26 protein-coding genes are annotated in these 26469 nt (G+C 68.5%); 9 read left to right on the top strand and 17 right to left on the bottom strand.

Annotated features, from left to right (window positions below):
• Nucleotides 1-353: 353 nt before the first annotated feature.
• The 3 genes from DIE15_RS00420 to DIE15_RS00410 all read left to right on the top strand — a co-directional run bounded on the left by DIE15_RS00420 (nucleotide 354) and on the right by DIE15_RS00410 (nucleotide 1944).
• Nucleotides 354-602 (top strand): hypothetical protein, encoded by a 249-nt coding sequence (locus DIE15_RS00420; protein WP_124831919.1) that lies wholly within the window; start codon nucleotides 354-356, stop codon nucleotides 600-602.
• Nucleotides 603-945: 343 nt separating this feature from the next.
• Nucleotides 946-1377, top strand: coding sequence for a CBS domain-containing protein (locus tag DIE15_RS00415; RefSeq protein ID WP_057927147.1), 432 nt, complete (start codon nucleotides 946-948; stop codon nucleotides 1375-1377).
• Nucleotides 1378-1443: 66 nt separating this feature from the next.
• On the top strand, nucleotides 1444-1944 hold the full coding sequence (locus tag DIE15_RS00410) for a PRC-barrel domain-containing protein (RefSeq protein ID WP_124831917.1): 501 nt from the start codon (nucleotides 1444-1446) through the stop codon (nucleotides 1942-1944).
• Nucleotides 1945-1978: 34 nt separating this feature from the next.
• On the opposite strand, the gene DIE15_RS00405 is transcribed toward DIE15_RS00410, so the two are convergent.
• From DIE15_RS00405 to DIE15_RS00390, 4 genes are all read right to left on the bottom strand, one after another.
• Nucleotides 1979-2566 (bottom strand): DUF4142 domain-containing protein, encoded by a 588-nt coding sequence (locus DIE15_RS00405; protein WP_409364288.1) that lies wholly within the window; start codon nucleotides 2564-2566, stop codon nucleotides 1979-1981.
• Nucleotides 2567-2619: 53 nt separating this feature from the next.
• On the bottom strand, nucleotides 2620-2901 hold the full coding sequence (locus DIE15_RS00400; RefSeq protein WP_242431838.1) for a hypothetical protein: 282 nt from the start codon (nucleotides 2899-2901) through the stop codon (nucleotides 2620-2622).
• Between the two features lie 118 nt (nucleotides 2902-3019).
• A complete protein-coding gene (locus tag DIE15_RS00395; RefSeq protein ID WP_124831913.1) occupies nucleotides 3020-5005 on the bottom strand; it encodes an ATP-binding protein in 1986 nt (661 codons plus the stop codon).
• The gene (locus tag DIE15_RS00390) at nucleotides 4986-5288 is read right to left on the bottom strand and encodes a hypothetical protein (protein WP_124831911.1); all 303 of its coding nucleotides are present in this window, start codon (nucleotides 5286-5288) and stop codon (nucleotides 4986-4988) included. Before DIE15_RS00390 ends, DIE15_RS00395 begins: the two co-directional genes overlap by 20 nt.
• A gap of 45 nt (nucleotides 5289-5333) precedes the next feature.
• Between DIE15_RS00390 and DIE15_RS00385 the strand changes: the two genes are divergently transcribed.
• The gene (locus DIE15_RS00385; RefSeq protein WP_124831909.1) at nucleotides 5334-6371 is read left to right on the top strand and encodes a sigma-54-dependent Fis family transcriptional regulator; all 1038 of its coding nucleotides are present in this window, start codon (nucleotides 5334-5336) and stop codon (nucleotides 6369-6371) included.
• A 53-nt stretch (nucleotides 6372-6424) separates the two neighbouring features.
• Here DIE15_RS00385 and DIE15_RS00380 read toward each other — a convergent pair whose 3' ends face one another.
• Entirely contained in the window at nucleotides 6425-8224 is a 1800-nt protein-coding gene (locus tag DIE15_RS00380) for a methyl-accepting chemotaxis protein (RefSeq protein WP_124831907.1), read from the bottom strand.
• 159 nt (nucleotides 8225-8383) lie between these two features.
• Complete coding sequence (locus DIE15_RS00375) at nucleotides 8384-8638, bottom strand: DUF3562 domain-containing protein (protein WP_057927141.1); 255 nt, start codon at nucleotides 8636-8638, stop codon at nucleotides 8384-8386.
• A gap of 99 nt (nucleotides 8639-8737) precedes the next feature.
• Between DIE15_RS00375 and DIE15_RS36810 the strand changes: the two genes are divergently transcribed.
• Nucleotides 8738-8890, top strand: coding sequence for a hypothetical protein (locus DIE15_RS36810; RefSeq protein WP_185734315.1), 153 nt, complete (start codon nucleotides 8738-8740; stop codon nucleotides 8888-8890).
• A gap of 340 nt (nucleotides 8891-9230) precedes the next feature.
• Nucleotides 9231-9641, top strand: coding sequence for a hypothetical protein (locus DIE15_RS00370; protein WP_057927140.1), 411 nt, complete (start codon nucleotides 9231-9233; stop codon nucleotides 9639-9641).
• Between the two features lie 537 nt (nucleotides 9642-10178).
• On the opposite strand, the gene DIE15_RS00365 is transcribed toward DIE15_RS00370, so the two are convergent.
• The 4 genes from DIE15_RS00365 to DIE15_RS00350 form a co-directional block, all read right to left on the bottom strand.
• Nucleotides 10179-11114: a universal stress protein gene (locus tag DIE15_RS00365; protein ID WP_057927269.1), complete on the bottom strand. Its 936-nt coding sequence runs from the start codon at nucleotides 11112-11114 to the stop codon at nucleotides 10179-10181.
• A 389-nt stretch (nucleotides 11115-11503) separates the two neighbouring features.
• Complete coding sequence (locus tag DIE15_RS00360) at nucleotides 11504-12532, bottom strand: DedA family protein/thiosulfate sulfurtransferase GlpE (RefSeq protein ID WP_057927139.1); 1029 nt, start codon at nucleotides 12530-12532, stop codon at nucleotides 11504-11506.
• Between the two features lie 166 nt (nucleotides 12533-12698).
• Nucleotides 12699-13205, bottom strand: a complete 507-nt coding sequence (locus DIE15_RS00355; RefSeq protein WP_057927268.1) for a cupin domain-containing protein — start codon at nucleotides 13203-13205, stop codon at nucleotides 12699-12701.
• A gap of 359 nt (nucleotides 13206-13564) precedes the next feature.
• Entirely contained in the window at nucleotides 13565-14035 is a 471-nt protein-coding gene (locus tag DIE15_RS00350) for a universal stress protein (RefSeq protein ID WP_057927267.1), read from the bottom strand.
• Nucleotides 14036-14354: 319 nt separating this feature from the next.
• On the opposite strand from DIE15_RS00350, the gene DIE15_RS00345 reads away from it, so the two are divergent.
• Together DIE15_RS00345 and DIE15_RS00340 are read left to right on the top strand one after the other, a co-directional pair.
• Nucleotides 14355-16466 (top strand): PAS domain-containing sensor histidine kinase, encoded by a 2112-nt coding sequence (locus tag DIE15_RS00345; RefSeq protein ID WP_057927138.1) that lies wholly within the window; start codon nucleotides 14355-14357, stop codon nucleotides 16464-16466.
• Nucleotides 16463-17110: a response regulator transcription factor gene (locus DIE15_RS00340; RefSeq protein ID WP_006755659.1), complete on the top strand. Its 648-nt coding sequence runs from the start codon at nucleotides 16463-16465 to the stop codon at nucleotides 17108-17110. Before DIE15_RS00345 ends, DIE15_RS00340 begins: the two co-directional genes overlap by 4 nt.
• A 48-nt stretch (nucleotides 17111-17158) precedes the next feature.
• Here DIE15_RS00340 and DIE15_RS00335 read toward each other — a convergent pair whose 3' ends face one another.
• From DIE15_RS00335 to DIE15_RS00305, 7 genes are all read right to left on the bottom strand, one after another.
• On the bottom strand, nucleotides 17159-17563 hold the full coding sequence (locus DIE15_RS00335; RefSeq protein WP_124831905.1) for a lysozyme inhibitor LprI family protein: 405 nt from the start codon (nucleotides 17561-17563) through the stop codon (nucleotides 17159-17161).
• 280 nt (nucleotides 17564-17843) lie between these two features.
• Entirely contained in the window at nucleotides 17844-18173 is a 330-nt protein-coding gene (locus tag DIE15_RS00330) for a DUF4148 domain-containing protein (protein WP_124831903.1), read from the bottom strand.
• Between the two features lie 319 nt (nucleotides 18174-18492).
• Nucleotides 18493-19368, bottom strand: a complete 876-nt coding sequence (locus tag DIE15_RS00325; RefSeq protein ID WP_124831901.1) for a PilZ domain-containing protein — start codon at nucleotides 19366-19368, stop codon at nucleotides 18493-18495.
• A 78-nt stretch (nucleotides 19369-19446) separates the two neighbouring features.
• Complete coding sequence (locus tag DIE15_RS00320; RefSeq protein WP_185734352.1) at nucleotides 19447-22008, bottom strand: penicillin-binding protein 1A; 2562 nt, start codon at nucleotides 22006-22008, stop codon at nucleotides 19447-19449.
• Between the two features lie 196 nt (nucleotides 22009-22204).
• A complete protein-coding gene (lhpH, locus tag DIE15_RS00315) occupies nucleotides 22205-23212 on the bottom strand; it encodes a trans-3-hydroxy-L-proline dehydratase (protein ID WP_059450264.1) in 1008 nt (335 codons plus the stop codon).
• Nucleotides 23213-23266: 54 nt separating this feature from the next.
• Nucleotides 23267-24388: a branched-chain amino acid ABC transporter substrate-binding protein gene (locus DIE15_RS00310; protein ID WP_057927133.1), complete on the bottom strand. Its 1122-nt coding sequence runs from the start codon at nucleotides 24386-24388 to the stop codon at nucleotides 23267-23269.
• 124 nt (nucleotides 24389-24512) lie between these two features.
• Nucleotides 24513-25250, bottom strand: a complete 738-nt coding sequence (locus DIE15_RS00305) for a FadR/GntR family transcriptional regulator (RefSeq protein WP_124831897.1) — start codon at nucleotides 25248-25250, stop codon at nucleotides 24513-24515.
• A gap of 263 nt (nucleotides 25251-25513) precedes the next feature.
• Here DIE15_RS00305 and lhpI point away from each other — a divergent pair, with 263 nt between their 5' ends.
• On the top strand, nucleotides 25514-26449 hold the full coding sequence (gene lhpI, locus DIE15_RS00300) for a bifunctional Delta(1)-pyrroline-2-carboxylate/Delta(1)-piperideine-2-carboxylate reductase (protein ID WP_124831895.1): 936 nt from the start codon (nucleotides 25514-25516) through the stop codon (nucleotides 26447-26449).
• The last annotated feature ends 20 nt before the right edge of the window (nucleotides 26450-26469 follow it).

Raw genomic sequence — 26469 nt, 5'->3', positions numbered from 1 at the left:
GATCGGACGGCGCACACACCGCGCGCGCTCCGGCCCAGCGTACACGGCATGTTTCAGTTCGCGAACCTCGTTCCTCCCGTCGAACATGCGCCTCTCGGGCCGATAGACCGGCGATTCGCACTTCCAGGTCGCAAACCGCTCGCACACGTGACTGAAAACGCCACCGCACCCGTTCGCGTCGTAACGTATCCTTTTTCCGTGGGTTCATTCATCACGATGTCCTCTCGTCCATGCCGGCGGCTCTCGGGCCATGTGTTCGCCAGTCCGGCCGGCCCGGCGGCTGCAAGCGCCATGCGGCCCATATTGCGCGGCACGGCGCTTGCGTCCGTCGTTACCAGCAAGGAGGTTCGATCATGACCGTTTTCGCTACCGGCCGCCGCGACGCCGTGTCACCGGCTGCCGGCCTGCTTCCCCTCGCCGTGTCGCGCAAGCCGTCCGATGACAAAACGGAGGAGCGTATCGACGAAGGGCTCGAGGAGACGTTCCCGGCCAGCGATCCGCCCGCCGTTGGCGGTGCGACCCGTATCGACCCCGCCAAGCCGTCCAGCGAACGCGACCGTCGCGCGCCCGACGCCCCACCACCGCCCCGCGATCACGGCTGACGTCGGCACCCGGCCTCCCGATGCGCGGCAGCGTAGCGCCGGGCCGGCACAACCGGAGTGAACTGATGAAACGCATGGAACGTGCATGGCACGAAGTCAGCGGCGCGGCGGGCGTCGTGGCGCTCGCCGCGATCGAGAGCGCGCTGGTATTTGCCATCGTTTTGATAACGGGCGTCGGCCACTGAGCATCATCGCTCGCGGCCCGGTCGCGACTGCCGCCGTGGAAGATGTACAAGCCGACTGGCAAATTTCTCCACGGCCCTGCCGCGCGGCGCCGGCGTGTGCCGCTTGAACGCGGCACGCGTCCTGCTTCCGGATCGTCTCGCTCACGAAGGAGGCGTTCATGTATCGCGTCAACGAAATCATGTCGCGCGACGTGGTGTGCGTCGCGCCGACCGACACGATTCGCCATGCGGCCGAATTGATGCAGCGCTTCGACATTGGCGTGCTGCCGGTCTGCGACGGCACCGAGCTCGTCGCGATCGTGACGGACCGCGACCTCGCGGTGCGCGCGCTGTCGCACGGGCATTCGCCCGACACCGCCGTGAAGGCCGTCGCGTCGACACCCGTGCAGTGGTGTGTCGAGGACGATGGCGTCGGCGACGTCCAGCAGCGGATGGCCGATGTGCAACTGCACCGGATGCCGGTGCTCGACGCCCGGCACCAGATCGTCGGCATCGTGTCGCTGGGCGACATCGCAACGCGCGCAGGCGGCCCGGCACGCGACGAGCTGGCAAATACGCTCGAGGACGTGTCGTTGCCACGCCACCGCTGACCGGCCCCTCGCTCGTGCGGCTCGCGATTCGCGTGCGCCGCGCCGCCTCGACCAGGAGAAAACGCGATGACAACGGACAGACCGTCGCGCACGCATGCGCGGATTGTCGGCGACAGCGGCCATTCGGCCGGCGGACCGGGGCCGGACGTGATGGCCGCCGGCACGCTGGAGGACGATCACGTGCTGACGATGGACGGCGACGACATCGGCAAGGTCACGAACATCATGCTCGACGTCCGCTCGGGCCGGATCGCGTACGCAGTCGTGTCGTCGGGCGGTTTCCTCGGGATCGGCGACAAGCTGCTCGCAGTGCCGTGGAACGTGCTGACGCTCGATGTCGAGCGCCGCTGCTTCGTGCTGCCCGTGCCGACCGAGCGCGTACGCGAAGCGCCGGGCTTCGACAAGGGCCGCTGGCCCGCGATGGCCGATCCGACGTGGGCCGAGGCGCTGCACGCGTATTACGGTGCGTCGCCGTACTGGCTGATCGAGGAAGGCGAAACGGCGCTCGACTCGCCGCCTTACGAGGCGTCGCCGGGCGGCCCGGAGAACGACACGCGGCGGCATTGACCGACGCGCGGGTCTGCCGCACGGGTGATGCGGATCAGCGCGCGGCCGCGACCGAATGCTCGAGCTCGCGCGCGGCGCTCAGGTGCGCCTTCAGCATCGGCAGCATGTTGGCGGCATACGCGCGAAGCTGCGGGTCTCGCCCGTTGCGCGCCTCAGCTTCGTAGAGCCTGATCGTCGCCTCGTGCGCGTTCGGTCCTGCCAGCGCGATATAACCCTTGTCAAACGCATGGCCAGTCTGGGTGCGCAGCGTCGTCACCGCCGGATCGACGAGCATGCGCGCCTGCACGGGCAAACCCTTTTGCGCGCCGAGCCGACGCAATTCCGTGGTCATGCGGCCGTGGTCGTCGAGCATCCGGCGCGCGAACGCCTTCACGTCCGGATTCGACGACCGATCGAGCGCGAGCTGGCTCGCCTGCCATTCCGTCTTGCCGACGATGCCGGCCTTGTCGACGAATTCGGCGTCGATGCCGCTCGGCCGCCGCGTCATGTCCGCTTCGTCGGCAGTCTCGCCCGGACGGATCACACCTGGCGCCACGTGAACGGACGATGCAGGCGGTGCCTGCGCATGCGCCGGTGCGAACGTCGTCGCGCCGAGCGTCGCGAGCATGGCCGGTACCAGCATGCGCGCGGTGCCGGCAAGCACGACGAATCGGCGCGAGTTCCTGACGTTCTCCGTCATCCGGATCTCCGTATCCGTCGACGGATCGGCCCGATCGAACGCCGCAGCCCATCCGTCTTGCGAGGCGATGCGCGGTCGTGAACCTGCGCGTCGATGTTGTCGGAGGCCAGCCCGCGCTCGGCGACGAGCGCCGCCCGGATCCGGGACGCGATCGTCGCATCACGCAGTTGGCCGCCTCCGGCCGACACCCTGCTCGCGAGCTTCGCCGGCACGCGCTCGTCAGCCGATGCGTAGCGCGGCGTCGCGAGCCATGCACACGACGGCACCCGTATGCTCATGATCGGCGCGACGGACGGCATGCGCCCGAGGTGCGTTGGCCTCCCTCTGGTGTCGTCGCGCTGCGTCCTGTCCGATCCCTGCATCGTGCCTCCTCGCGGGTGCGCGGATGCCCGCGTGTCAGCGGTGCCGTCCGGTTGGCGCCGCCCCATCGGCGGGCGACACGTCGGCGATCACGCCGGCGAGTGTCGGCATGTCGACCGGCTTGCACAGATACGCGTCGAAGCCGGCGGCCATCACGCGGTTCCGGTCCGCCGTGCCCGCATGCGCGGTTACCGCAACGACGGGCAGGTGCCCGACGCCGTCGGGCAGATGGCGGATGTGGTCGATCAGCCAGAAGCCGTCGCCGTCGGGCATCGCGAGATCGGACAGCACGACGCTCGGGTGCTGCCGTGCGACCAAGTCGAGCGCATCGTGCCCCGATTGCGCGGTCGATACCTGCGCGCCGAGGGTTTCGAGCGCTGCCGCAAGGCTTGCGCGCGACGTCGCGTCGTCGTCGACCACCAGCACGCGCTGGCCGTCCAGCGCGACCGCCGTGGACGCACCGCTCGGCCGCACCGGATGGCCGGTCGGATCGTCGGCGTCCAACTCCACCGGCAGGACCACGGTCACGGTCGTGCCGCGTCCCGCGCCTGCGCTCGTCGCCGCGACCTCGCCGCCATGCAGCCGCGCGATGTTGCGCACGATCGACAGGCCGAGCCCCAGCCCGCGTTTCGGCGACGCGGACGCGCCTTCCGGCCGGTTGAACGTATCGAACAGATGCGGCAGGCGTTCCGCGGAAATGCCCTGCCCCGTATCGGCGACCGACAGCCGTACGCGCGCGCCGGCCCGGGTCAGCGACACCTTGATGCGGCCGCCGGGCGGCGTGAACTTGATCGCATTCGACAGCAGGTTCGACAGCACCTGGCGCATGCGCTCGCTGTCCGCGGAGATCACGCAGTTGGACATCGCGCACGCGGTCGACAGTTCGAGCCCGTTCGCCTCCGCGGTCGCGCCGAGTTCGCGCACTGCCTGGTGCACGATGCGCACGACGTCGACCGGCGCGCGTTCGAGCCGCATCCGCCCCGTCGCGAGCGACGATGCGTCGAGCAGGTCGCCGACCATGCGCGACAGCGATCGCGCGCTGCGATCGATCGCGTCGATCGCCTGGTGCGCGAAGCCTTGACCGTTGTCGCTGCGCAGCACCTCGACCCAGCCGTAGATCACATTCAGCGGTGTGCGCAGTTCATGCGACACGGTGGCCAGCAGTTCGTCCTTCAGCCGGTTCGACTCGTCGGCCTGCACGCGCGCGTCGCGCGCGCCGCGCAACGAACGCAGGTCGCGCCGCTCGTCGCGGCGGCGTTCGTGCGCTTCGCGCAGCGTCATCGACAGGCCGGTGCAGTTGCCCTGCGCGTCGACGATAGGCGACGCCGCGAAGGTCGCGCGAAAGCAGCCGCCGCCGCGGCGCAGGCACAGGATGTCGAGCGGCCCGGCGGGCACGCGCGCATTCGCGAACGATGCGGGAAGCGGATGCAACCGCAGCCAGCGCGGCGCGATCAGCGTCGTGACGTCGTGTCCGATCGCCGTCGCCGCGTCGATGCCGAAGAGGCGCCGCGCGGCCGGGTTCCAGCTCGTGATCCGCCGCGCGACATCGAGGCCGACGATCGCGTCGGGCGATGCGTCGACCACGCGGCGCAGCAGGATGTCGTCGAGCGAGCGCGCCGAGGGTGCCGGTTCGCGGCGCGACGTGCGCGCGTCGTCCTCTTCAGCATCCTCGGCCCCGCGCAGCCGATCGTTTGCAAGCAGCGGCTTGACGGCCGTCACGAGCACGCATTCGACGAAGCTGATCGCAATGAAGGCGCCGGCCTGCGTCAGCCACGCGGGCAGCGGCGCATCGCGCCACCACAGCGCGCCGATCACGGCCACGCTCACGGCGGTCGCGGCCAGGCCGCCGCCGAACGACGTGATCCACGCCGCAGCCGCGACACCGACGTAGAAAGGCAGCGGCGCAAACGGTTCATGCACGCCGACGACGTGAATCGCCCACGCCTGCAGCGCGGACGCCAGCCCGACGGCCAGCACGACCCATGCGCCCTGCCGAAACAGCTCACGGGTAAAGGTCCTCATCGTGTCCCTGCATCGCGCCGGCAACCGTCGCGCGAGCCTTCAGGCCCCCGCAACTCGCGTACCCGCGGGATGGCGTTCGAAGACCTGGCCGCGCAACCCGCGTTGACGGCGTCGCTGTCGCGTCGGTCCGCCGCGTGCCGTGTTTGCGCGGCGCGCGCTTGCAGGTGCGTTTCGATTTTTCATTCGGCGGGTGTAAAAAGGCATCGGTGGCCTGTCCCCGGTTGCCGCATACCGGCATCGCGATGCGGCGATCGCGTATTTCTTCCGGCATCGCATCGAACATTGGAAATTTCTATACCGCGGCACCTTCCGCACCGTTCCGCTGTCGATAATAAATATTGCAACGAAGGGAATGCGCGATGCCGATTTTCAAAACGGCCCGCTGACACCTATGGCTGAATCCGCAAACCGTCCGAAGCAACGCGCCGACGCGCGCCGGCTGTCCGGCCGCTCCGCGGCGATGCGCACGCTGCTCGGCCGTATCGAGAAAATTGCTCCGACCCGCGCCAGCGTGATGATTGCCGGCGAAAGCGGGGTCGGCAAGGATATCGTCGCGCGACGGCTGCACGACCTCAGCGCGCGCCGCGACGGGCCGTTCGTACCCGTGAACTGCGGCGCCATTCCGGCGGACATCGCCGAAGCGCAATTGTTCGGCCACGAGAAAGGCAGCTTCACCGGCGCCGTCGCGCAACGGGAGGGATTCTTCGAAGCCGCGTGCGGCGGCACGCTGCTGCTCGACGAGATCGCGGAAATGCCCGCGGCGCTGCAGGTCAAGCTGCTGCGTGCGCTCGAATCGAACGCGATCGTGCGCGTCGGCGGCACCGAGTCGATTTCGCTCGACGTGCGCATCCTGTCGGCAACCCGCCACAACCCGGCCGAAGCCGTGCGCGACGGCCGGCTGCGCGAGGATCTGTTCTACCGTCTCGCCGCGTTCGCGCTGTATGTGCCGCCGCTGCGCCAGCGCAACGGCGACGTCGAGGCGATCGCACATGAATTCGTCGAGGCCCTCAACGCACGGCACCGCTCGCACAAGCGGCTGACCGACGCCGCGATCGCCGCGCTGCGCGCGTATTCGTGGCCCGGCAACGTGCGCGAACTGCACAACACGATCGAGCGCGCGTACATTCTGGCGGACGACGGCATCGACGTCGCGCTGCCGAAGCCGACGCCGCTGCCCGACCAAACGTCGGACGACGCGATGGCGCTGCCGCTCGGCGCGACGCTGCACCACGCGCAGCAGCGCTTCATCGCGGCGACGCTGGATCACTTCGACGGCAACAAGCCGCAAGCAGCGAAAGCGCTCGGCATCAGCCTGAAGACGCTCTACAACCGGCTCGCGCTGATGCGCGACGGCGGCCACGCCTGAGCATCGCCGCGCGCGTGGCGCACGGCGGCTCGAGTTGCGTCACCCGGCGCAGGTCAGGCGACCCTGAACTGCCCGACCGTCGTCGCGAGCGCGTTCGCCTGCGTCTGCAGCGCGGTTGCGGCAGCGGTCGACTGTTCGACGAGCGCCGCGTTCTGCTGCACCATTTCGTCGAGTTGCGTGACCGCGCGGTTCACTTCCTGGATGCCGCGCGTCTGCTCGTTTGCGGCGTGCGTGATCTCGGAGATGATCGTCGTCACGTTGGTGACGTTCGACACGATCTCGCGCATCGTGTCGCCGGCCTGGCGCACCTGCTCCGACCCGGCCGACACGCTCGCCACCGTCGACTCGACCAGCACCTTCACCTCGCGCGCGGCCTGCGCGCTGCGTTGCGCGAGGCTGCGCACTTCCTGCGCGACGACCGCGAAACCACGACCCTGCTCGCCGGCACGCGCCGCTTCCACGGCCGCGTTCAGCGCGAGGATGTTGGTCTGGAACGCGATCCCGTCGATCACGCCGATGATGTCGCCGATCCGGCCCGACGCTTCCTCGATCTTTCCCATCGTCGCCACGACGTCCGACACGACCACGCCGCCGTGCGACGCGATCCGCGATGCCGCGGCCGCGCGTTCGTCGGCCTGGCCGGCCGCGGCCGCCGACTGGCCGACCGTCGCGGTGATCTCTTCCATCGATGCGGCCGTTTCCTCGAGGCTCGCCGCCGCCGATTCGGTGCGCGACGACAGGTCCTGGTTGCCCGCGGCGATTTCGTTCGCGGCCGTGCGCACCGATTCGCTCGCGTCGCGGATCTGCCGCATCACGTCGTGCAGCTTGTCGACGAAGCTGTTGAACGAGCGCGCGATATCGGCCACCTCGTCGCGGCCTTCGGCCGGCAGGCGCTGCGTCAGGTCGCCCGTGCCCGAACCGATCGACGCCATGGCCTGACGCACCTGCGACAGGCGGCGGAACGCGGTCGTGGTGATCGCACCGACGATCAGCGACGCGACGCCGACGATCACGAACAGCGTGATCAGCGACGCGGTCAGCAGCGAGCGCATCCCGGCCGTCGCTTCCGCCTTGTCGAGCAGCACCAGCGCATACCAGTCGGTGCCCGGCACGGCCTGCGCGCGCGCGAGCTTCGCGTCGCCGCCGACGTGCACCTCGACCGGCACGGTAGCCGCGACCAGCGACGCGGCGCTCATGCCGCCGAGCTCGGGCGACACGTCGGTAACCGGCTTCAGCGTGAGCTTCGCGTCGGGATGCGCGACGACGTGGCTGCTGCTGTCGATCAACATGCCGAAGCTCGCGGGCGTCGGGTGGATCGACTTCACGTTCGCGATCACGCTGTCCATCGCGACGTCGGCCGCGACGACGCCCTTCAGCGCGCCGTCGCGCAGGATCGGCACCGCGAACGTGACGACCAGGTTGCCCGTGCCCGCATCGACGTACGGCGGCGTGACGACCGGCTTGCCGGCCTGCGCGGCCTGCTTGTACCACGGACGGCCGGTCGGATCGTAGTCGGGCGGGATACCGGTCGGGTCGGAGAAACGGAACGCCTTGTCCGCGTAGCCCGCGTACACGTTCGTGAAGCCGCCGGCCGCGGCCATCTGCTTGAACACCGGCAGCGGATCGGGCGACAGCGCGGCATCCTGCAGCGACGCGATCATCCGGCTTTTCGTCGCGACCCAATCGCCGATGCCGACCACGTGGCCGCTCGCGACGGATGTCAGGTTGCGGTCGATCGCGTCGTCGTTGTACGAGCGCGCGATGAAGTAATTGATCAGCGTGGTGGCGACGAGCGCGAATACGACGATGGCGACGCACGCGGCAAGGATGCGGGTCCGGATGGACGAGAACATGGCAACGACTCAATAAGGGAGCGCGAACGCCCGGTGGACGAATTCACCGGGTAAACGGCATCCGCGCGGCTTACTTGAGGCCGTTGCGTCAATTCGATCAAACGTATGAAGAAATATGCGGCCGGGAACGCCCGTGGCGTCGGCCGCGGCGAGCGTCCGTCACAGACGGCGACTGGTACTCGTATCCGGCTCCTTGCTCGATGTACTGGACGGCATGTCGCGCTCGAGTTCATCCTGCCTGCGCATCCGTTCGCGCAGGTGACGAATCGCGAACACGTGGATGTAGTCGTGCACGCGGGCATCGGACGACAGCGCACGCACTTCGTCGTCGAGCATTGCGCGCAGCTGATCGGCGCCGATCGCACGCTGTTCGGCAACGGCCTTCAATGAATCAAGCAAATTGTCCTGTGACATCGACGGGCTCCTGACGGTCGAGGAACGAAAGGAAAAGATGACGCTACCGGAAGATTAGAAACTGGATGGCCGCCCGGCGTACGATGCGCCGAAACGTGTTTGCGCGAGATCAACGACACGTTGCGTGCCGCCGCGCCGATCCGTTGCCGGACCGGCGGCGTGCGCGATTCGCGGCGCCCATGGCCCGCGAACGACTGGAAGGATTGCCACGCCACCCCGCGGCGCGGCACCGCCGATCGCGCAGACGATTGACCGTCGCGCGACGTCGGTGCAGGGGAGAACTTAGACCGTCCGAAATCCTGCGTCAAGCGACGTGCGCAGGCCGCAATTCGTCTGTTCGAATGCACCGGATCGGGGTGCCGGGCACCGTGCGCCGGCCCGCCGGCCCGCCCCGGCGCGGCTGATCGTCGGTTCGGCGTGTCAGCGGATTCCGATACGCCGCACGCAATGCCTGACAGCAACTTCGGCGCGCGCCGATTGGCAGCGCGGTGTCGGTGGGCGGATACTGATGTCATGAACGATACGTTCATACCCGGTCATCGCTCAGCCGGCCTTCGAGCCGGCACGCGGGGTCCGGTGCAGGAGACCAATCATGGCATATCGCAACTTTTCGGCCCGGAGCGGACAGCGGCGCGCGCGTGCGCTGTCCGCGCCCGCCGTGCCGACCGGTATCCGCCCGCCCGAGGATCTCGACGCGTTGCTCGCGCTCGCGCGCGAATCGGGTTTGCTCGTCACGCTCGACGGGCAGATCGGCCTTGAAAAATACCAGAGCGTCGCGGGATCGGTGCTCGCGCTGCAGCGGTTCGCGGCTGCCCTCCGCGCGCGGGCCGGTGCCGCCACGCCGGTCGTTGCGGGGCCGCGCCGCAAGACGCGCCCTGGCTGGCCGCGGCTGCGCAATCGCACGCCGGGCGGGCGAGGACGGCCGCATGGCGTGCGTCGGCGCGCATGCGTACGGCGCGGCGCCGGCTGCCGGCGCGACCAGCGAGTGCTGCGTGCCGCGTGACAGCCTGAACGCAGCCGATGCGGCACGGGGCCGTGCGCGGGCTGCGACGACTGCGATACCCATTCGGCAGCGAGCGCTGCGCGCCGGGTATGTGCCAGCGCAGTGCATGCCGCCATCCACACCGATCCGCCATTGCGCGATCGCGTGCCGCCACGCGCCGTTCCACACGGCGACATCGACGAGAAAAATACCTGCGAGGAAAGTAGTCTGCACGGGGCCAGGAAAGCGGACGGGGTGAAAGACACCCCGTCCGTCGTTCCAAGGCAGCCGCCGGCTGCCTACCCTCGTGCCGGAGAGTTCTTGAGCGGCTCACGCGCCACGCGATGCGTGACGCGGCTCTGGAAATCGGTCGATCGCAACGGCGTCGGATACGTGTCCGTTCGCCCGTGTCGAACGCGTTGCATCGAATCGCAGCGTCGCATACGGACGACAGACCATCCGCCAGGCCGAACGTCGCGTCACTGTCTCACGAGCGGCGCACGACGTTTCTGATGCAGGTCAACGAAAGCTTGCTTCGCATCCATCGCATCGCGATCTTCATGCGTCGCCGCGCACGAGCAGCACCGGCACCTGCGCGAGATGCGCGACCCGGCGCGCGACGCTGCCGATCAACCAGGCGGCGATGCCGCGCCGGCCGTGCGTGCCGACCACCAGCAGTTCCGCATGCCAGTGCACCGCGTCGCGCATCAGCGCATGGGCCACGTCGTCGCTGGTCGGTCGGGTTTCGACGATGCCGCGCTTGGTCGGGTTCCCCGTTGCGTGGAACAGCGGGCCGATCCGCGCCAGCGCATCCTCCCCCTCCGCGCGATACGCATCCTCGAGCGCGCGCACCGGCACGATATCGGTCAGGCGAACCGCGCGATCGACGACATAGGCTGCGTACAGCAACGTCGTCGGCACCGCGAAACCGAGCCCGACGCGCACCGCAAGCAGCGACGGCTCGCTGCCGTCGACTGCGAACATCAGGCGCTGCAGCGGCCCTTCCGACGGCCGCGCATAGTCGGCGGGCACGATCAGCAGCGCGCAGCGTGCGCGCGCGGCCAGCGTGTCGGACATCGCGCCTTCGACGAGCCGAAGCAGCCCGTGGTGCGGATTCGCGCCGACCACGAGCACGTCGGCATGCCATGCCGACGTGTCCTTCGCGAGTGCATCGGCGACCGTGCCGCCCGTGACCGACGTATCGATGATCACCTGCTCGATCTCCGCGCCGCTGCCGGCGAACAGTTCGGCGGTGCGCTCGAGCGTCGCCTGCGCTTCGCGCGTCATCTCCTCGCGCGCCGATGCCAGCAACGCGTCGACGCGCGGGATGTCGGGCAGCACGAGGCGCGGATTGTCGATCGCGCAGACGATGCGCACCTGCATGCCGGGACGCAGCAGCGTTCGCGTGTAGCGCGCGGCGGACAGCGACTCCGGCGTCAGATCGACGGCCAGCGAGATCCGCGCAAGTGGCGGGATGGTCGGACTGGATGGCATGGCGAAGGCCTCCTTGCGGACGACGACCGGAGCTTCGCGCGGCAACGGCACGCGGCGGACGGACGGCGCGGTCGCAGGGATCGGCGGATGGTCACGCGAAGCGCGGACAAGCGATTCAAACAGGATATGACGTTCGGCCCGCGCGTGCATGATCGTGATCAATACCCGCGCGGGCCGTGCGACGCGGCTGTGGGTGTGGCGGGCGACGACGGGATCAATCGCCTTCGGCACGAACGAACGCGCGTCGAATGTGCGTAATCAAACGCGCGCAATATGCAGGCGGAATTCTAAGAATAATCAGAGGTGTTTCGCGCCAGCCGATTTTCGCGCGAATGAGAAGCGTGAAATCGACCGCGGAATCGGGACGTGCGCGGCATTCCGCACACGATTTATTTGGACAACGTCGCCCGCACCGTATATTCGCCGCCGAGCGCGGTGCCGTGGTCCGGCCGCACGAAATACCGCGACGCGTCGAGATCGGTCGGCATCGGTTCGACCGGATAACCGTGCTTCTCCCACGCGTCGAGCCCGCCCTTCAGCGCCTTGATGTTGTGCAGCATCTTCTTGCGCTGCATCTTCGCGATCAGGCGTTTCGCGGTGGCCTCGTTCGGACACACGCAATACACGACGATCGGCCGCTGCAGCAGCGCCGGATCGAGCAGGTCAGGCGAATCGAGATCGACCGGCACGGCGCCGGCGATCCGGTACGGTTCGCGTTCGCGGATCGCGCGCGGCCGCACATCGAAGATCAGTGGCGGTTCGTTCGACGTCATCATCTCGACAAGTTGCGGCGGCGAGATGCGCACCTGCGCGAGATAGCGGCGGAACTGCACGCGGCGCACCCAGCGGTACAGCAGGAACGTGATGAAGATCGCGAGGAACGCGTCGAGGATCGTGCCGCCGCTCGCGCGCACCCACAGCACGAACTGGACGATCTGGTCATGCACGGCCGCACCACCGATGAGCCAGAACGCGGCCCACAACGACGCGCCGGCCAGATCCCAGAACAGGAACACGCCGATGCCGATCGCGGTCGTGCCGAGCAGCGGTGCCGACACGAGGCCGAGGCCCGGCAGGAATTTGGAGAGGACGAGCAGCGGCGCGCCGTATCTTTCGAATACATTACGCGCGAAGCGCAGCGTCGTGTCGAGCGACAGCGAGAAGCGCACGAGCCCATTCAGCAAGCGCCGGCCGCGCGTGCGGCCCATGAAGAACCACAGCGAATCGGCCAGCATCGTCGCGCCGATCGCCGCCGCGAACATGCTTGCCCAGGACGCCTGCCCCATCGCCGCCATCGTACCGCCGAGAATCAGCATCGGCACGGCCGGGACCGGCACGCCGAGCTGCGTGATCAGTACGCTCGCGAACACGGCCCACGGGCCGAGCGACGAGGGAATCGCAATGGGAAAGTGCCACACGGCGGCGCTCCTGGAAGACATGCGGACCGTGCGACGGGGGCGGCCATCGGTACGGCTGGCAGCGATCGCCGCGGCACGTCCGCAGCCGATCCTGCACCACGGTGCATTCTAAACGGGTTTGGCCGGGACCGTACTGAACGGCTGCCGTCGGAGGCAGCCGGCACGCTCACGCGTCGGGGCGCTGCGCGAGCCCCGCGACGTATTCCGCGTACTCGGGAAACGCGGCGGCGAGTGCCGTCGCGTCCGCGAGCTCGAATTCCGCGAACTCGAACCCCGGCGCAACCGTGCAGCCGACGAGCGCGACATGCTCCGGCGACGCGCAGCGCGCGCCGAACCAGCGTCCGGCCGGCACGACGGCCTGGAACACGGTGCCCGGATGCGTGAGCGGGTTGCCGAGCCGGTGGATCGTCAGGCCGTCGTGCTCGTCGAGCACCCACACCTCGAGCGGATCGCCCGCGTAGAAATGCCAGACCTCGTCGGAGCGGATCCGGTGCCACGACGAATACGCACCGTCGCACAGCAGGTAGTAGATCGCGGTCGACGCTGCGCGCTGCGCGCCGTCGGCCGGACGCACGACGGTATCGGCCGCGCGGTAGGTTTCCCGGAAATAGCCGCCTTCGGGATGCGGCTGAAGATCGAACTGGTGAATCAGGTCGGCGGCAGAGATCGGCATGGCGGATGACGTCGGTAAAGTAGGAAACCGGGCACGCGACGCACGGCACGGCCGATCGGAAATGCGATCGGCCGCCGTCGCGTGCCGCTGCGTCGATCGCCGCGGCCATGCACGCGGCGACTGGATCGCGCGCGCAACGCAGCGCGCGCCGATGAAGCGAACACCGTTCGATGCTGCCAGAAGTGCGGGCGACGATGCAACCGGCGCGGCACGATCACGCCCGTGCCGGACGATGCATACGCGATACATCGATACGTCGATCGATGCATCGGACGCATCGCTGCATTCACCACCACGCCGGCATCCGCGCATCAGCGCCCTGCCCGCGAACGCTCACGTGTCGGCGCCGCGCCGCCCCGTCACGCGGTTGCCGCCGCGGCTGGCTCGTCGTGCCTCACCAGCAGCACGGGCCGGTCGGCCGCGCGCAGCAGCGATTCCGCGACACTGCCGAGCAGCAGCCGGCGCAAGCCGTGCCGCCCGCTCGTCCCCATCACGATCAGATCGGCGCCGGCCTCGGCCGCCGTGCGCATCAGCACCACGGCGACGTCCTCGCCGTACGCGTCGAGCGCGCGCACGGTGCCCGGCACATGCTGCTGCGCGAGCACCGCTTTCGCGTCGTCGAGCACGGGCGTCGCCGCATCGGCTGCCGCCGCGTCGCCGTCGCGTTCGGCCGCAAAGCCCGCATCGACGTCGACGAGTTGCGGCCGGTGCTCGACGACGTACGCGCACGTGACCTCGCCGCCGGATGCCGCCGCGATCCGAATCGCCTCGTTCAGCGCGAGACGCGCGCTCGGGCTGCCGTCGAGCCCGACGAAAATCCGCTTGTACATGTCCGCCCTCCGACCGGGCACGCGCCGCGCATCGCGCAACGACGCGCCCGTCACCGCAAGCCGGCCCGATGCCGGCTCACCTGCCGAACAGTCTGCCCCACGTGCCGACGCGCCGGTTGACGCGCGTCAAACGTCGCCGGAACGCCCGCTGCACCGCCCGGCTATCGCATTTTTAGCTGACCCTATTACAAAAAACGTGTAAAACGCGCACAATTTCATCTTGAAAATAGACATCGCACGCGGCCGGTGCGAGTTTTTCCCGGTTTTGCCGCGCTGCCCGAGCGCCACGGGCCACCCCGACACCAGAATGGCCGATCGAATGACCGCCAGTGGAACCCCGTCGCGTGACGCCCGAGGGCCCACGCGCCTCCAGACCATGTTACGCCAGCCGCTCGCGGCCGGCGTCGTTGCGCTGTTCGCCGGCGCGGCGCTGTCGCTCGGCGTCGCGCTGCTCGTTCGCGGGCAGTGGCAAGGCGCCGTCCATTCGCGCTTCGAACGCCGCACGGCGCACGTGACGGCGATGTTGCGCCACGAGCTGCAAGCCGGCGTCGCCGTGCTCGAAAGCACACGCGGCGCGTTCGTGCTCGCGCCGCAGATGACGCCGGAACAATGGCGCCGATACGCCGATACGCTCGACCTCGACAGCGGACGTTCGCCGATCCGGCAGCTTGGCTATGCGCCGCTGTCGCCCGCGACACGCAGCGCCCTCGCCGGCAGCGCGCCGATGCCGGCCGGCCCGCTCGCGGTGGCGGCGCTCAGTGCGCCGGTGTCGAGCGCAGCCGCCGTGCATTTCGGCGCATCCGATCAGGTACCACTGGCACGCGCGCTGCACACCGGCGATGTCGCACTCGGCATCCATCCTGCCAACGACGATACGTCCCGCGATACGCGCACCCTCACGCTGTTCCTGCCCGCGACGGCTTCGCCGCACACGGCCGTCACGACGGCCGGCCTCCACGAAGCCGGTGCCGACGGCGTGCTGTTCGCGCAAGTGAGCCCGAGTCGCCTGGTCGAGCGCGCGCTCGACACGGAACGCGGGCTCGACCTGCGGATGAGCGCCGGCGACGATCCGCACCCGATCGCGAGTGCCGAGACGACGACCGACGAGGCCTCCGCGTCGCCCGACCTGATGCGGCGCTCCGACCAGTTGAATTTCGGTGGCACCGTGCTGACGCTCGCCTATTCCGCGGACGGCCGCCCGAGCGCGACCGGCGCGCAGCGCGCGGCTGGCACCGTGCTCGCCGCCGGGCTGATCGCGTCGTTCGCGTTCGCGGCACTCGTCCACGCCCTGCTGCGTGGGCGCGCCGGCAACGTCGATACCGGCGCCAGCAGCCGCGGCATCCTGAACGAGGCGCGGATGATGGGCATCATCCGCTCGTCGATGGAAGCGATCATCACGATCGACGAGAAGCAGACGGTCGTGATCTTCAACCCGATGGCCGAACAGGTATTCGGCGTATCGGCGATGGAGGCGATCGGCGCGCCGCTGTCGCGCTTCATCCCCGAGCGGTTTCGCGCCGCGCATGCGAAGCACGTCGACCAGTTCGGCGTGACGGGCGTGTCCGAGCGGCAGATGGGCCGCCAGCGCGTGTTGTTCGGGCTGCGCGGCAACGGCGAGGAATTCCCGATCGAAGCGTCGATCTCGCAGATCCGCGATGCATCGGGCAAGCTCTATACGGTGATGCTGCGCGACATCACCGAGCGGCAGCGCGCCGAGAATGCGCTGAAGCAGTCTCGCGAGGAACTGCGCGAACTGTCGGCGAACCTGCAGAACGTGCGCGAAGAGGAAAAGACCCGCATCGCGCGCGAACTGCACGACGACCTGGGCCAGCAATTGACCGCACTGAAGATGGACCTGTCGGTCGTCGAGCAGCAACTGCGCGCGCCGGACCATGCGCAACCCGACGTCGGCGTGCTGTCGCACCTGCAGGGCATGCGCCGGCTGATCGACGCGACCGTCGCGTCGGTGCGGCGCATCGCGGCGGACCTGCGCCCCGTGATGCTCGACGATCTCGGCCTCGTGCCCGCGATCGAGTGGTTGGCGAACGACTTCACGAACCGCTACGGCATCGACGTCGAACGCCAAATCGAAACCGGCGGGCTCACGTTCACCAGCACGGGCGCGACCACGCTGTTCCGGATCGTCCAGGAAGCGCTGACGAACGTCGCGCGCCATGCGGACGCGACGCGCGTCACGTTGCGACTCGACATCGAGGAAGGCTTCTGCGTGCTGCGCGTGGCGGACAACGGCCGCGGCGCGGCACCGGGCGGCGCCGTCCACGAGGACAAATCGTTCGGCCTGATCGGCATTCGCGAACGCGCACACATGCTGGGCGGCAGCGTGACGATCGACACCGCGCTCGCGCGCGGCTTCTCGATCACCGTCGCGTTCCCGCTCGGCACCGTTCAACAGGAAACCACCCTCACATGATCAAGGTGCTCATCGCCGACGACCATACGCTCGTGCGCGACGGTCTGCGGCATATCCTCCAGAACGCCACCGGATTCGAAGTGGCCGGCGAAGCGTGCGACGGCCCGTCGACGATCGCGCTCGTACGTTCGACGCCCGCGCAGGTGCTGGTGCTCGACCTGTCGATGCCGGGCCGCAACGGCGTCGAGCTGATCAAGCAGATCAAGGACGAGAAGCCCGCGCTGCGCGTGCTCGTGCTGACCATGCACGCGGAACAGCAATACGCGGTGCGCGCGTTCCGCGCCGGTGCATCGGGCTATCTGACTAAAGAAAGCGCGAGTGCCGAGCTGGTCGGCGCGGTGACCAAGGTTGCGTCGGGCGGCGTCTACGTCAGCCTCGCGATGGCCGAACAGTTCGCGCAGAGCCTGAACGAGCCGGCCGAGACGCTGCCGCACCAGCGGCTATCCGATCGCGAGTTCGACGTGTTCCGCCGGATCGCCGCCGGACAGACGCTGACCGAGATCGCGCAGGCACTGTGCGTGAGCGCAAAGACGGTCAGCACCTACAAGACCCGGATCCTGGAAAAGATGCAGATGCCGCACGAAGCGGCGCTGGTTCGCTACGCGATGCGGCACAAGCTGCTCGACGAAACGGACGACGTCTAGGCGACCGGACCGGCGAACCGTGCCGGCTGCCGGCGCGCTACGCGGCCGTTACTTCGCCGGCACCGGGCACGCGAGATCGCCTTCCTCGCAGGACAGATAGCCCTTCAGCGTCTCGTTGCGCGTCTTGGTCAGATCGTCGAGGCAGGTCGACACGACCATCGGGTACACGCTGCCGCCTTCGGCGTTCGCGCTGGAGAAGTTGCATTCGGCATCGCGGTAGGCGATCCACGCGCGCTGCGCATTCACGAGTTTTTCCGCGAGCGGCTTCGCATCGCGCAGGCGCGCGGTGACGGCCTGGTAGGTGCGGTTCAGTTCCGCGTCGGATTTCTTGTACGCGCGGTCGGCACACACCGTCATCGTTGCCTGATCCGTCGCATCCGCACAATTCGCCTGCGCATGGACAACGTTTGCCGTCAGCGCCAGCGCGCACAGCAGACCGGTCGAGACACGCATGGATGCTCCTGTTTGTTTTCGTTGATTTTTCGTTGATTCGAGGAACGTGGTGTCTGGCTTGCCGCCGCGCCTCGGCGCGCGGCGTCGCAGACCAGCCGGCGCTACCCCTTTCGCCGCGGCTGCCGCAGCGTGCCAGGCCGACCGCGATGCTAGCGCACACGCGGCGGATTGTCAGCCGGCGCGACGCTTGCCGCGGATGCAAAAAAGCCCGCACTCGACATCGAGCGCGGGCTTTTCGCTACGGTCTCGCCGGCGGCCAGGAGGCCGCACTGCGAACAGCTTAGTGGCCGAAGTACACCGACGAACGGTCGGCTGCGGCCGGTACCGTCACGCGCAGGCCCGACTGCGACGTCGCGATCGGGTTCGCGCCGTAACCCGTTGCGTCGGCCTGTGTGCCGGTGTTCTGTGCCGCGGCGATCTTTGCCTGTGCGGCCTGGATGTTTTCCGGATAGTTCATCCAGTCGTTCGGGTTGTAGCCGGCCTTCTCGAGCTGGACCAGCTCGGCACGCACTTGTGCGCGCGTGAGCGGCTGCTGGTTCGATTGGGCGAACGAGACGACCGGTGCGGCCACCAGAGCGGCCAGTGCAACTGCCTTGATCAGCGATTTCATGATGCGTTACCTCCAGATTGTTTTGTCAGGCGCTTCGGACTCGGTAGTCGTTGCGCATGAGTAAAAGTCTAGGCGGCGCGGCTATCAGGGTAAATACTTAAATCGCGAATTCACTGTTGAGCGAATTCCGCACAATTGCCATGCCTTCCGCCCAATCATCAGATGATTTTGGTTGCATTCGCACCCAATAGGCACCCAATAGGCGCCCACAAGGCAGCGGCGCGATCGGCATGTACCGCCTGGGCGAACAGATCCACCGGATCCTCGAGAGCCGCCCCGCGGCAGTCGCGTTTGCCCGATGTGAAACGGCGACCGCGTATCAACGAACCTGATCGGCTTCCACATCTCCGATCGACAAGTCGAACAGCAGCGCCTTGAGGCGAATCCGGTCGGCGGCGGCGATTTCGCTGAAAGCGGCGTGGTGAAGCGTCCAGCCCGGCGTCGCCGGATCGGCGTGCACCGCGCGCACCGTGCCGTCGAGCGTCAGTAACGCGATGCGATCCCCGTCCGTGTACGGCAACTGCACGCTCAAAGACTCGCCGGCCGCCGCGAGCGGCCGGTCGACCGCGATCGACAATCCGTTCAGGCTCAGATCGCGAACGATCCCGATGCCGTCGGCCTGCGCCGACCCGCCCGTGCAGCAGGCCGCGATCCGTACCGGCACGCGCGGCTCCGCGCGCGTGCGCAACCGGTCGACGAAGCCCGGCGGCGAAAGCACCATGTACGGCGCGCCGCCCGGGGCCTGCACCGCTTCGACCGTCGCACCGAAGCGCGACACCGCCGACCGGCCGATTGCGACCGCCTCGACGTCGTCGCCGCGGGTGAAATCGAGCACGACCGATGGCTGCGGTTCGACGAACAGCACGCCCGATGCGCCGACTCCGATCAACCGGCAGCGCTGCAGCACGCGGGTCGCGCCGACCCGCCGGCGGATGCCGATCGCGGCACCGGCCGACAGTCCCATGCGTGTGGCGGCCAGCACGGTGTCGTGCGCCGGCGCGGCGGGCTCGTCGTCATCGCGCCTGCGGACGGGCCGGAAGTGATCGAACAGGAATGCATGCTGCGCCGGATCGCGCAGCGTGGTGCCGGCGGGCAGCAGCGCGGCGCCGCCCGCATCGTAGAGATCGAAGCCGAGGGGGACGCCGGCAGAGACGTCATCGCGCGCGAGCGCGACGTGATCGGTGATAAGCCGCATCGGAAAGGCGCGGAGCGACCGCGCGAGCTGTCGTGACAACGCTATTACGGCAGCATCGCGCGAAATCTGAACGGCTCGTTACTCCGAACCGCTGGTCGCGTCGGGTGAAACCGGAGCCGGAGCCGGGGGCGACGACGGTGCCGCCGAAGGCGGGACGGCAGGTGCGGAGCCGAGCCCCCCGCCCCCCGTGTTGCCCGAACTCGTCGCGCTGCCTCCCGCGGCCGGCGGCTGCACGGCCTGCGGCTGCGACGCGCCCGCCGACAATGCAGCAGCCGATGCCGCCACCTCGGACGCCGGAATCCATTCCTCGACGATGCCGCCGGATGCCGCCTCGGGCGCCGACGCGGCCGATGCCGCCGATGCCGCCGCTGCGTCCGCCTCGGGCTGACGCTCGATATGCTGCGTCCTGACAGGGGGCGATGCCTTCTTCGGCTCGGGCCCGAACCATCCGTCGAACAGGTCGGTCACTCGCTCGCGCACCGACGCGAACCAGCCGGGCGACGGCTCGGTATCGAATTTCAGCTTCGTGTCGACGATCCGTGCGCGTTGCGCGCGCTGGAAGAAGTCGCCGACGATCGGCAGCGCGCTGTGCGCGCCTTGCCCCCAGTAGTCGCTGCGCAGCGTCACGCGGCCGTCGTCGAAGCCCACCCAGGCCCCGGCGACGAGCCCGGGCTGCATCAGGATGAACCAGCCGTCCGCGTTGTCCTGCGTGGTTCCGGTCTTGCCGGCCACGTCGCCGCGAATTCCGAAGCGCGTGCGGATGCTGCCGCCGGTGCCGCGCGTCACGACGTCGCGCATCACGTCGAGCAGCGTCTTGTCGGTTTCCGCGTCGAGCGCGCGCTCGGGCGGCGCCGGCGCGTATTCGGCGAGCACGTCGCCCTGGCGGTTCTCGATGCGCGTCACCATTTGCGGCTCGACGTACAGTCCGCCGTTCGCGATCGTCGCGTACGACGCGACCATCTCCTTCAGCGTCACGGGGCTCGTGCCGAGCGCCAGCGACGGCACGCGCTCGAGCGGGCTCTCGCGCACGCCCATGTCGCGAGCGAGCCGCGCCACGGCCGCCGGGCCCACCTTTTCCATCACCTGCGCGGTAATCCGGTTGCGCGACAGCGCGACCGCGTCGCGCAGCGTCATCGGCTTGCCCGACGGCGGCACGTCGTCGTTCGGCCGCCAGACCTCGCCGCCCTTCAGCGGAATCTCGACCGCCTGGTCGATGAACGTGTCGTCCGGCTTCATCCCGTTCGCGAACGCGACGCCATAGACGAACGGCTTGAAGGTGGAACCCGGCTGGCGCCGCGCCTGCGACACGTGATCGAACGGCTCGTTCGTGAAGTCGCGGCTGCCGACCCACGCGCGGATCTGCCCGTCGCGCGGATCGATCGCGACGAAGCCGGCCTGCACGTCGGTCTTCGCCTTGCACAGCGCGCGCATGAAACCGCGATCGGCGGCGAGCTGCTTCATCGCGGCCGCATCGTTCTTGCCGGCATCCTGCGCGGCCTTGTACTCAGGCGACTCGCGCATGAAGATGCGGAACACCTCGTTGTCGGTGCCGCAGCCGTCGCGGCCGCTCCACGCGTTGTTCGCGATGCCCTGCAGCTGGTTCGCCTGCTGCGTCAGCGCCTGGGTCGCCATCTGCTGCAGCCGCGAATCGATCGTGGTGCGCACGATCAGCCCGTCCGAATAGATGTTGTAGTCGTTGCGGTCGGCCCACGCGATCAGCCATTTTCGCAGTTGCTGCGCGAAATGCGGCGCGGGTCCGGGCGGCTCCTTCTGGCGCTCGAAGTCGATGCGCAGCGGCCGGCGCTGCAACTGCGCGAACTGCGCGGGCGACAGCTTGCCGTACTTCACCATCTGGCCGAGCACCGTGTTGCGCCGCTGCAGCGCGCGCTCGGGGTTCAGCACCGGGTTGTAGTAACTGTTGCCCTTCAGCATCCCGACGAGCGTCGCGCTGTCGAGCACGTCGAGCTCGTCGGCCGACTTGTCGAAATAGGTGCGCGCGGCCATCTCGACGCCGTACGCGTTATACAGGAACGGCACCGTGTTCAGGTAGGTCTCGAGGATCTGGTCCTTGCTGTAGACGGCCTCGATCTTCAGCGCGGTGATCGCCTCCTTCACCTTGCGCGTGAGCGTCGGCGCGCGGCCGATCTCGTCCGGATACAGGTTGCGCGCGAGCTGCTGGGTGATCGTCGAACCGCCCTGGCGGTCGCCCGAGAACGTATGGAGCGCGGCCGACGCCGTGCGCTTCCAGTCGAGGCCGTGGTGCTCGTAGAAGCGATGGTCCTCGGTCGCGATCAGCGCATCGACCATGTGCGGCGAAATCTGCTTGAGCGACACCCATTCGCGGTTCGACGGCTTGAATTCGGCAAGCAGCTTGCCGTCGGCGGACAGCACCTGCGCAGGCTGGTCGACGCGCGCCTTGCGGATGTCGCCGATGCTGGGCGTGAACGGAATCAGCACCAGCACGTACAGCACGAACAGCGCCGGCACGGCGGCGGCCGCGCGCAGCACGCCGCGGCGCGTCGGATGACGGAGATGGTGCCAGGCGACGGCCAGGACACGCTTGACGGGCACGGCGGCAGCGGCCGCGACGGGTTGGGCGCGCGCGACCCATTTGGCACAGAAGTCACGCACTGACGACACGTTTCGGCGATTCACGCGGGTGGGGGATCTGCTGGAAAGGCTGCATCGTACCAAACTCGCGCGGCACACCGGCCCGCTGCCGGCCCGCGCCGGTGCAAACAGCGTCCGATCGCGCATTTTTACAACAAAAAAGGCGCGCGCCCCGCAACGGGATGGCGCGCCAAGCCTGGTACAACCGGGTGCCGTGCGCCGGCGTTCAGCGCACCAGAAAACCGTAGGTCAGCGGATCGCGTTCGTCGACGATCCAGTTCGCGAATCCGCAGATGTGCGCGCTGCCCTCCACTTCCGGGATCACGGCCGGGATGTCGCCGACCGTCGTCTCGCGCAGCACGCGTCCCTTGAACACCGTGCCGACGATCGATTCGTTGACGAGCGTGTCGCCGGCCGCGAGCAGCCCGCGCTGGTACAGCTGCGCGACGCGTCCGCCCGTGCCGGAGCCGGTCGGCGAGCGATCGACCTCGCGATCCGCGAACACGCAGCAGTTCGCCTGCGTCGAGCCCGGATGGCGCGGCGCGTTCGCGATGATCGTGCCGTAGATATGGTTGATTTCCGGGATCTCCGGATGCACGACCGGATACTTCGCGTTCGCGGCGGCCTTCACTTCCGCGCCGAAGCGGATCAGCTTCTCCACCGCCGCTTCGCGCACCGGCAGGTCGAACGGCGCGCCGTCGACATAGAAGTAGAACGCGCCGCCGTACGCGATATCGCCGGTCACGGTGCCGAACGACGGCGTGTCGACCGACACGTCGCGCTGCCAGATGAACGACGGCACGTTGACGAAGCGCACGGGCCCCGCGTGCTCGCCGTCCCATTTCACGAACGCCTCGATGAAGCCGCACGGCGCATCGATGCCGACGCGCGTCTCCGGCACCGTGCGCTGCACCCAACCGAGCTCGACCGCGGCGGTCGACAACGCGATCACGCCGTGCCCGCAATGGTCGCTGTAGCCCTCGTTGTGCACGAAGATCACGCCGAAATCCGCATTCGGCGACACCGGCTCGGTCAGGTAGCCGCCGTACATGTCGGCGTGGCCGCGCGGTTCGAACATCAGCGCACGGCGAATCTCGTCGGCGTTCTCCTTGAGCCAGGCGCGGCGCTGGACGATCGTGTCGCCCGGCAGGCGCGGCAGCCCGCTCGTGACGATGCGGAACGCTTCGCCGCCGGTATGGACTTCGACGGTGGAAAGGGATCGGGAGATTTTCATGAGGATCGAAAGCGTGAAGACGAAGGACGGCGCGCCGGCGCCGTCCGGTGACGGTTACTTCGCGTACGGTTCGGGCAGCCCGTTGCGGATCACGTAGACGGTGGTCGGCGCGCCCTTCAGGTCGCCGTGTTCGTCGAACGAATAGGTCCCCGCGACCCCCGCGTATCTGGACTTCGCCAACTGCGCGATCAGCTTCGCCTTGTCGGTGGTCGTGCCCGCCTTGACCATCGCGTCGGCGAGCAGCTTCACACCGTCGTAGTAGTTGACACCGTAGACCTGCGTCTCCGTGTGATAGGTGTCGTGGTACTTCTTCAGGAATTCGCGGCCGGCCGGCGTTTTCTCGAGCGCGACGCCGCCCTGCGCGCAGTAGACGATCGACGCCGCGTCGCCCGCGACCTTGCCCATGTCGGCCGAGCAGATGCCGTCGCCGCCGAGCAGCTTCGCGCGCAACCCGCGCTGCTTCATCTGCTTCGCCATCGGCGCGCCCTGCGCCGCGTAGCCGCCGAGGAAGATCACGTCGGGATTGCTGGCCTTGATCTTGGTGAGAATGCCGAGGAAATCGGTCGCCGACGAGTTGGTGTACTCCTGGTCGACGATCTTGATCCCGTTCGCCTTCGCGACGCTCGCGAACTGCTCGGCGACGCCCTGCCCGTACGCGGTGCGATCGTCGATGACCGCCGCGGTCTTCGCGTTCAGCGTCTTCGCGGCGAAGGTCGCCATCGTGCCGCCGAGCTGTTCGTCGCTCGCGCCGATCCGGAAGATGTTCTTGAAGCCCTGGCGCGTGAGTGCCGGATTCGACGCGACCGGCAGGATCGGCACGCCGGCATTGGCATACACGCGCGACGCGGGAATCGCGACGCCCGAGTTGTACGGCCCGAGCACCGCGACGACGCCCTTGTCGACCAGGTTCTGCGCGACCTGCACGCCTGCCTTCGGGTCGGCCTGGTCGTCCTCGGACACCAGCTTGAACGTGACCGTCTTGCCGGCCACCTTCACACCCGCCTTGTTGAGCTCGTCGACGGCGAGGCGCGCGCCGTTTTCATTGTCCTTGCCGTTCGCGGCTTGCGGGCCGGTCAACGGCGCCGAGTGGCCGATCGCCACGACTTCCTGCGCGTGCGCGGAAGTCAGCGCGCCGGCGGCAACGGCCACCGAAAGCGCAGTTACGAAATGTCGCATGGTGGTGGCTCCCGATTGGTTTTGTGTGAAACCAATGTAGGACACGCGTGGTCACCATGCAAGCAATTTCAAAATAACCCGTACGGCTCTGGTCATGTTTCAGACCAGAATGATGTGGCACGCGTTACTTCGGCGTGATGTCGCGCCGTACGCGCAGGATGTGCTGCTCGACGTAGAAGGCGGCCGCATCGGCGTCGCCGGACACGATCGCCTCGTAGATCAGCCGGTGCTCGGACACGTAGAGCCGGATCCGACCCGCGTCGTAGATGCCGTCGTCCTTCAGCCGCTTCCACAGCGGCTGGTCCATCGTCTTCGCGACTTCGTCCGCGATCTTCACGATCAACGCGTCGCCGGTCATCAGCGCGAGCTGCCGGTGGAACAGCCGGTCGCTCTCGTTCCATAGCGCGCGCTGCTGCGGGTCGTCGATATCGGTGATCGTTTCCATCTGCGCGAGATAGCCTTCGGCGACGGGATCGGCGCGGCCGTGCGCGGCCGCGAGGCGAGCGATCGCGGGCTCGAGGATGAGCCGCACGTCGAGCGTCGACGTCGGGCTGAAGTCCGCATCGGGCGCGCCTCGCGAGTCGCCGCGCTGCGCGAGCACGTCGAGCGGCGCCGGCACGACATAGGTGCCCGAATTGCGCTTCGTGAACACCAGCCCTTCGTTCTGCAGCGCGCCGAGCGCCTCGCGCACCGCCGGCCGGCCGACCTGGAACAGCGCCGCGAGTTCGCGCTCCGACGGCAGCCTCGAATCGGCCGCATAGTGCCCCGCACGGATCTCGTCGCGAATCTTCTCCGCGACCTGCTCGTAGATCTGCAGCGGCCGGAAACCGGCTTCGAGGGATTCGGGGCGCGCGGACATCATCTGGGGCTCCTGCCCGGTCGGGGCCGTGGTTCGGGAATGGATGCGCACTATACCGAAGCGGCACCAGGGCCGGTAGGTAGACGGCCCATCTGGACGGATATTAGAACCAAAATCGGCAATCTGCATGATTTTCCGGGTTGCCGGACAGCCGTCAACTGGTATAGATTTGATCCAGACCGTCTGCCGCCGCGAGTCCGGCGGCTTCCGTGGCGAGCGCGCCATGCGCCCGTCGTTCACGCCCACCGACACAACCGACCGACACGATGACCGCTCTCTCCCGCATTCCCGCTTTCGATGCCGCCGAAACGGCCGCGCTGCTCGACTACCCGGCGCTGCTCGCGACGCTCACGCACACCGTCGCCGAATATGCGGCGGGCGAGATCGTCAGCCCCGAACGGCTCGTCGTGCCACTGCAGGCGGGCGGCGTGATGCTGTCGATGCCGTCGAGCGCGCGCGACCTCGCGAGCCACAAGCTCGTCAACGTGTGCCCCGGCAACGGCGCACGCGGGCTGCCGACGATCCTCGGCCAGGTCACTGCATACGATGCGACAACGGGCGAGATGCGCTTCGTGCTCGACGGTCCGACGGTCACCGGGCGCCGCACCGCGGCCGTCACCGCGCTCGGCATCCAGGCACTGCACGGCGCCGCGCCGCGCGACATCCTGCTGATCGGCACCGGCAAGCAGGCGGCCAATCACGCCGAAGCGCTCGCGGCGATCTTTCCGGACGCCCGCCTGCACGTGCGCGGCTCGCGCGCCGACAGCGCGGCCGCGTTCTGCGCCGCGCACCGCGCGCAGGCGCCGCAGCTCGCACCGCTTGACGGCGACGCGATTCCCGATGCGATCGATGTCGTCGTCACGCTGACGACGAGCCGCACGCCCGTGTATCGCGAAGCGGCACGCGAAGGTCGCCTCGTGGTCGGCGTCGGCGCGTTCACCGCGGACGCCGCCGAGATCGACGCCGACACCGTGCGCCACAGCCGGCTCGTCGTCGACGATCCGGCCGGCGCGCGGCACGAGGCCGGCGACTTGATCGTCGCGAAGGTGGACTGGCAACAGGTCTCGTCGCTCGCCGACGTGCTTTGCGGCGCATTCGAGCGCAGCGGGCCGCTGCTGTTCAAGAGCGTCGGCTGCGCCGCATGGGATCTGGCCGCGTGCCGCACGGCGCGCGATGCGCTGGACGCGCGCCAACGCGGCTGATTGGAGGGAGCGACAGCGGC

This window comes from Burkholderia sp. Bp9031, assembly GCF_003857965.1.
Lineage (GTDB): Bacteria > Pseudomonadota > Gammaproteobacteria > Burkholderiales > Burkholderiaceae > Burkholderia > Burkholderia ambifaria_A.
Note: the sequence above shows the minus strand (reverse complement) of the source record. Positions and strands in the feature narration are given on the sequence as shown.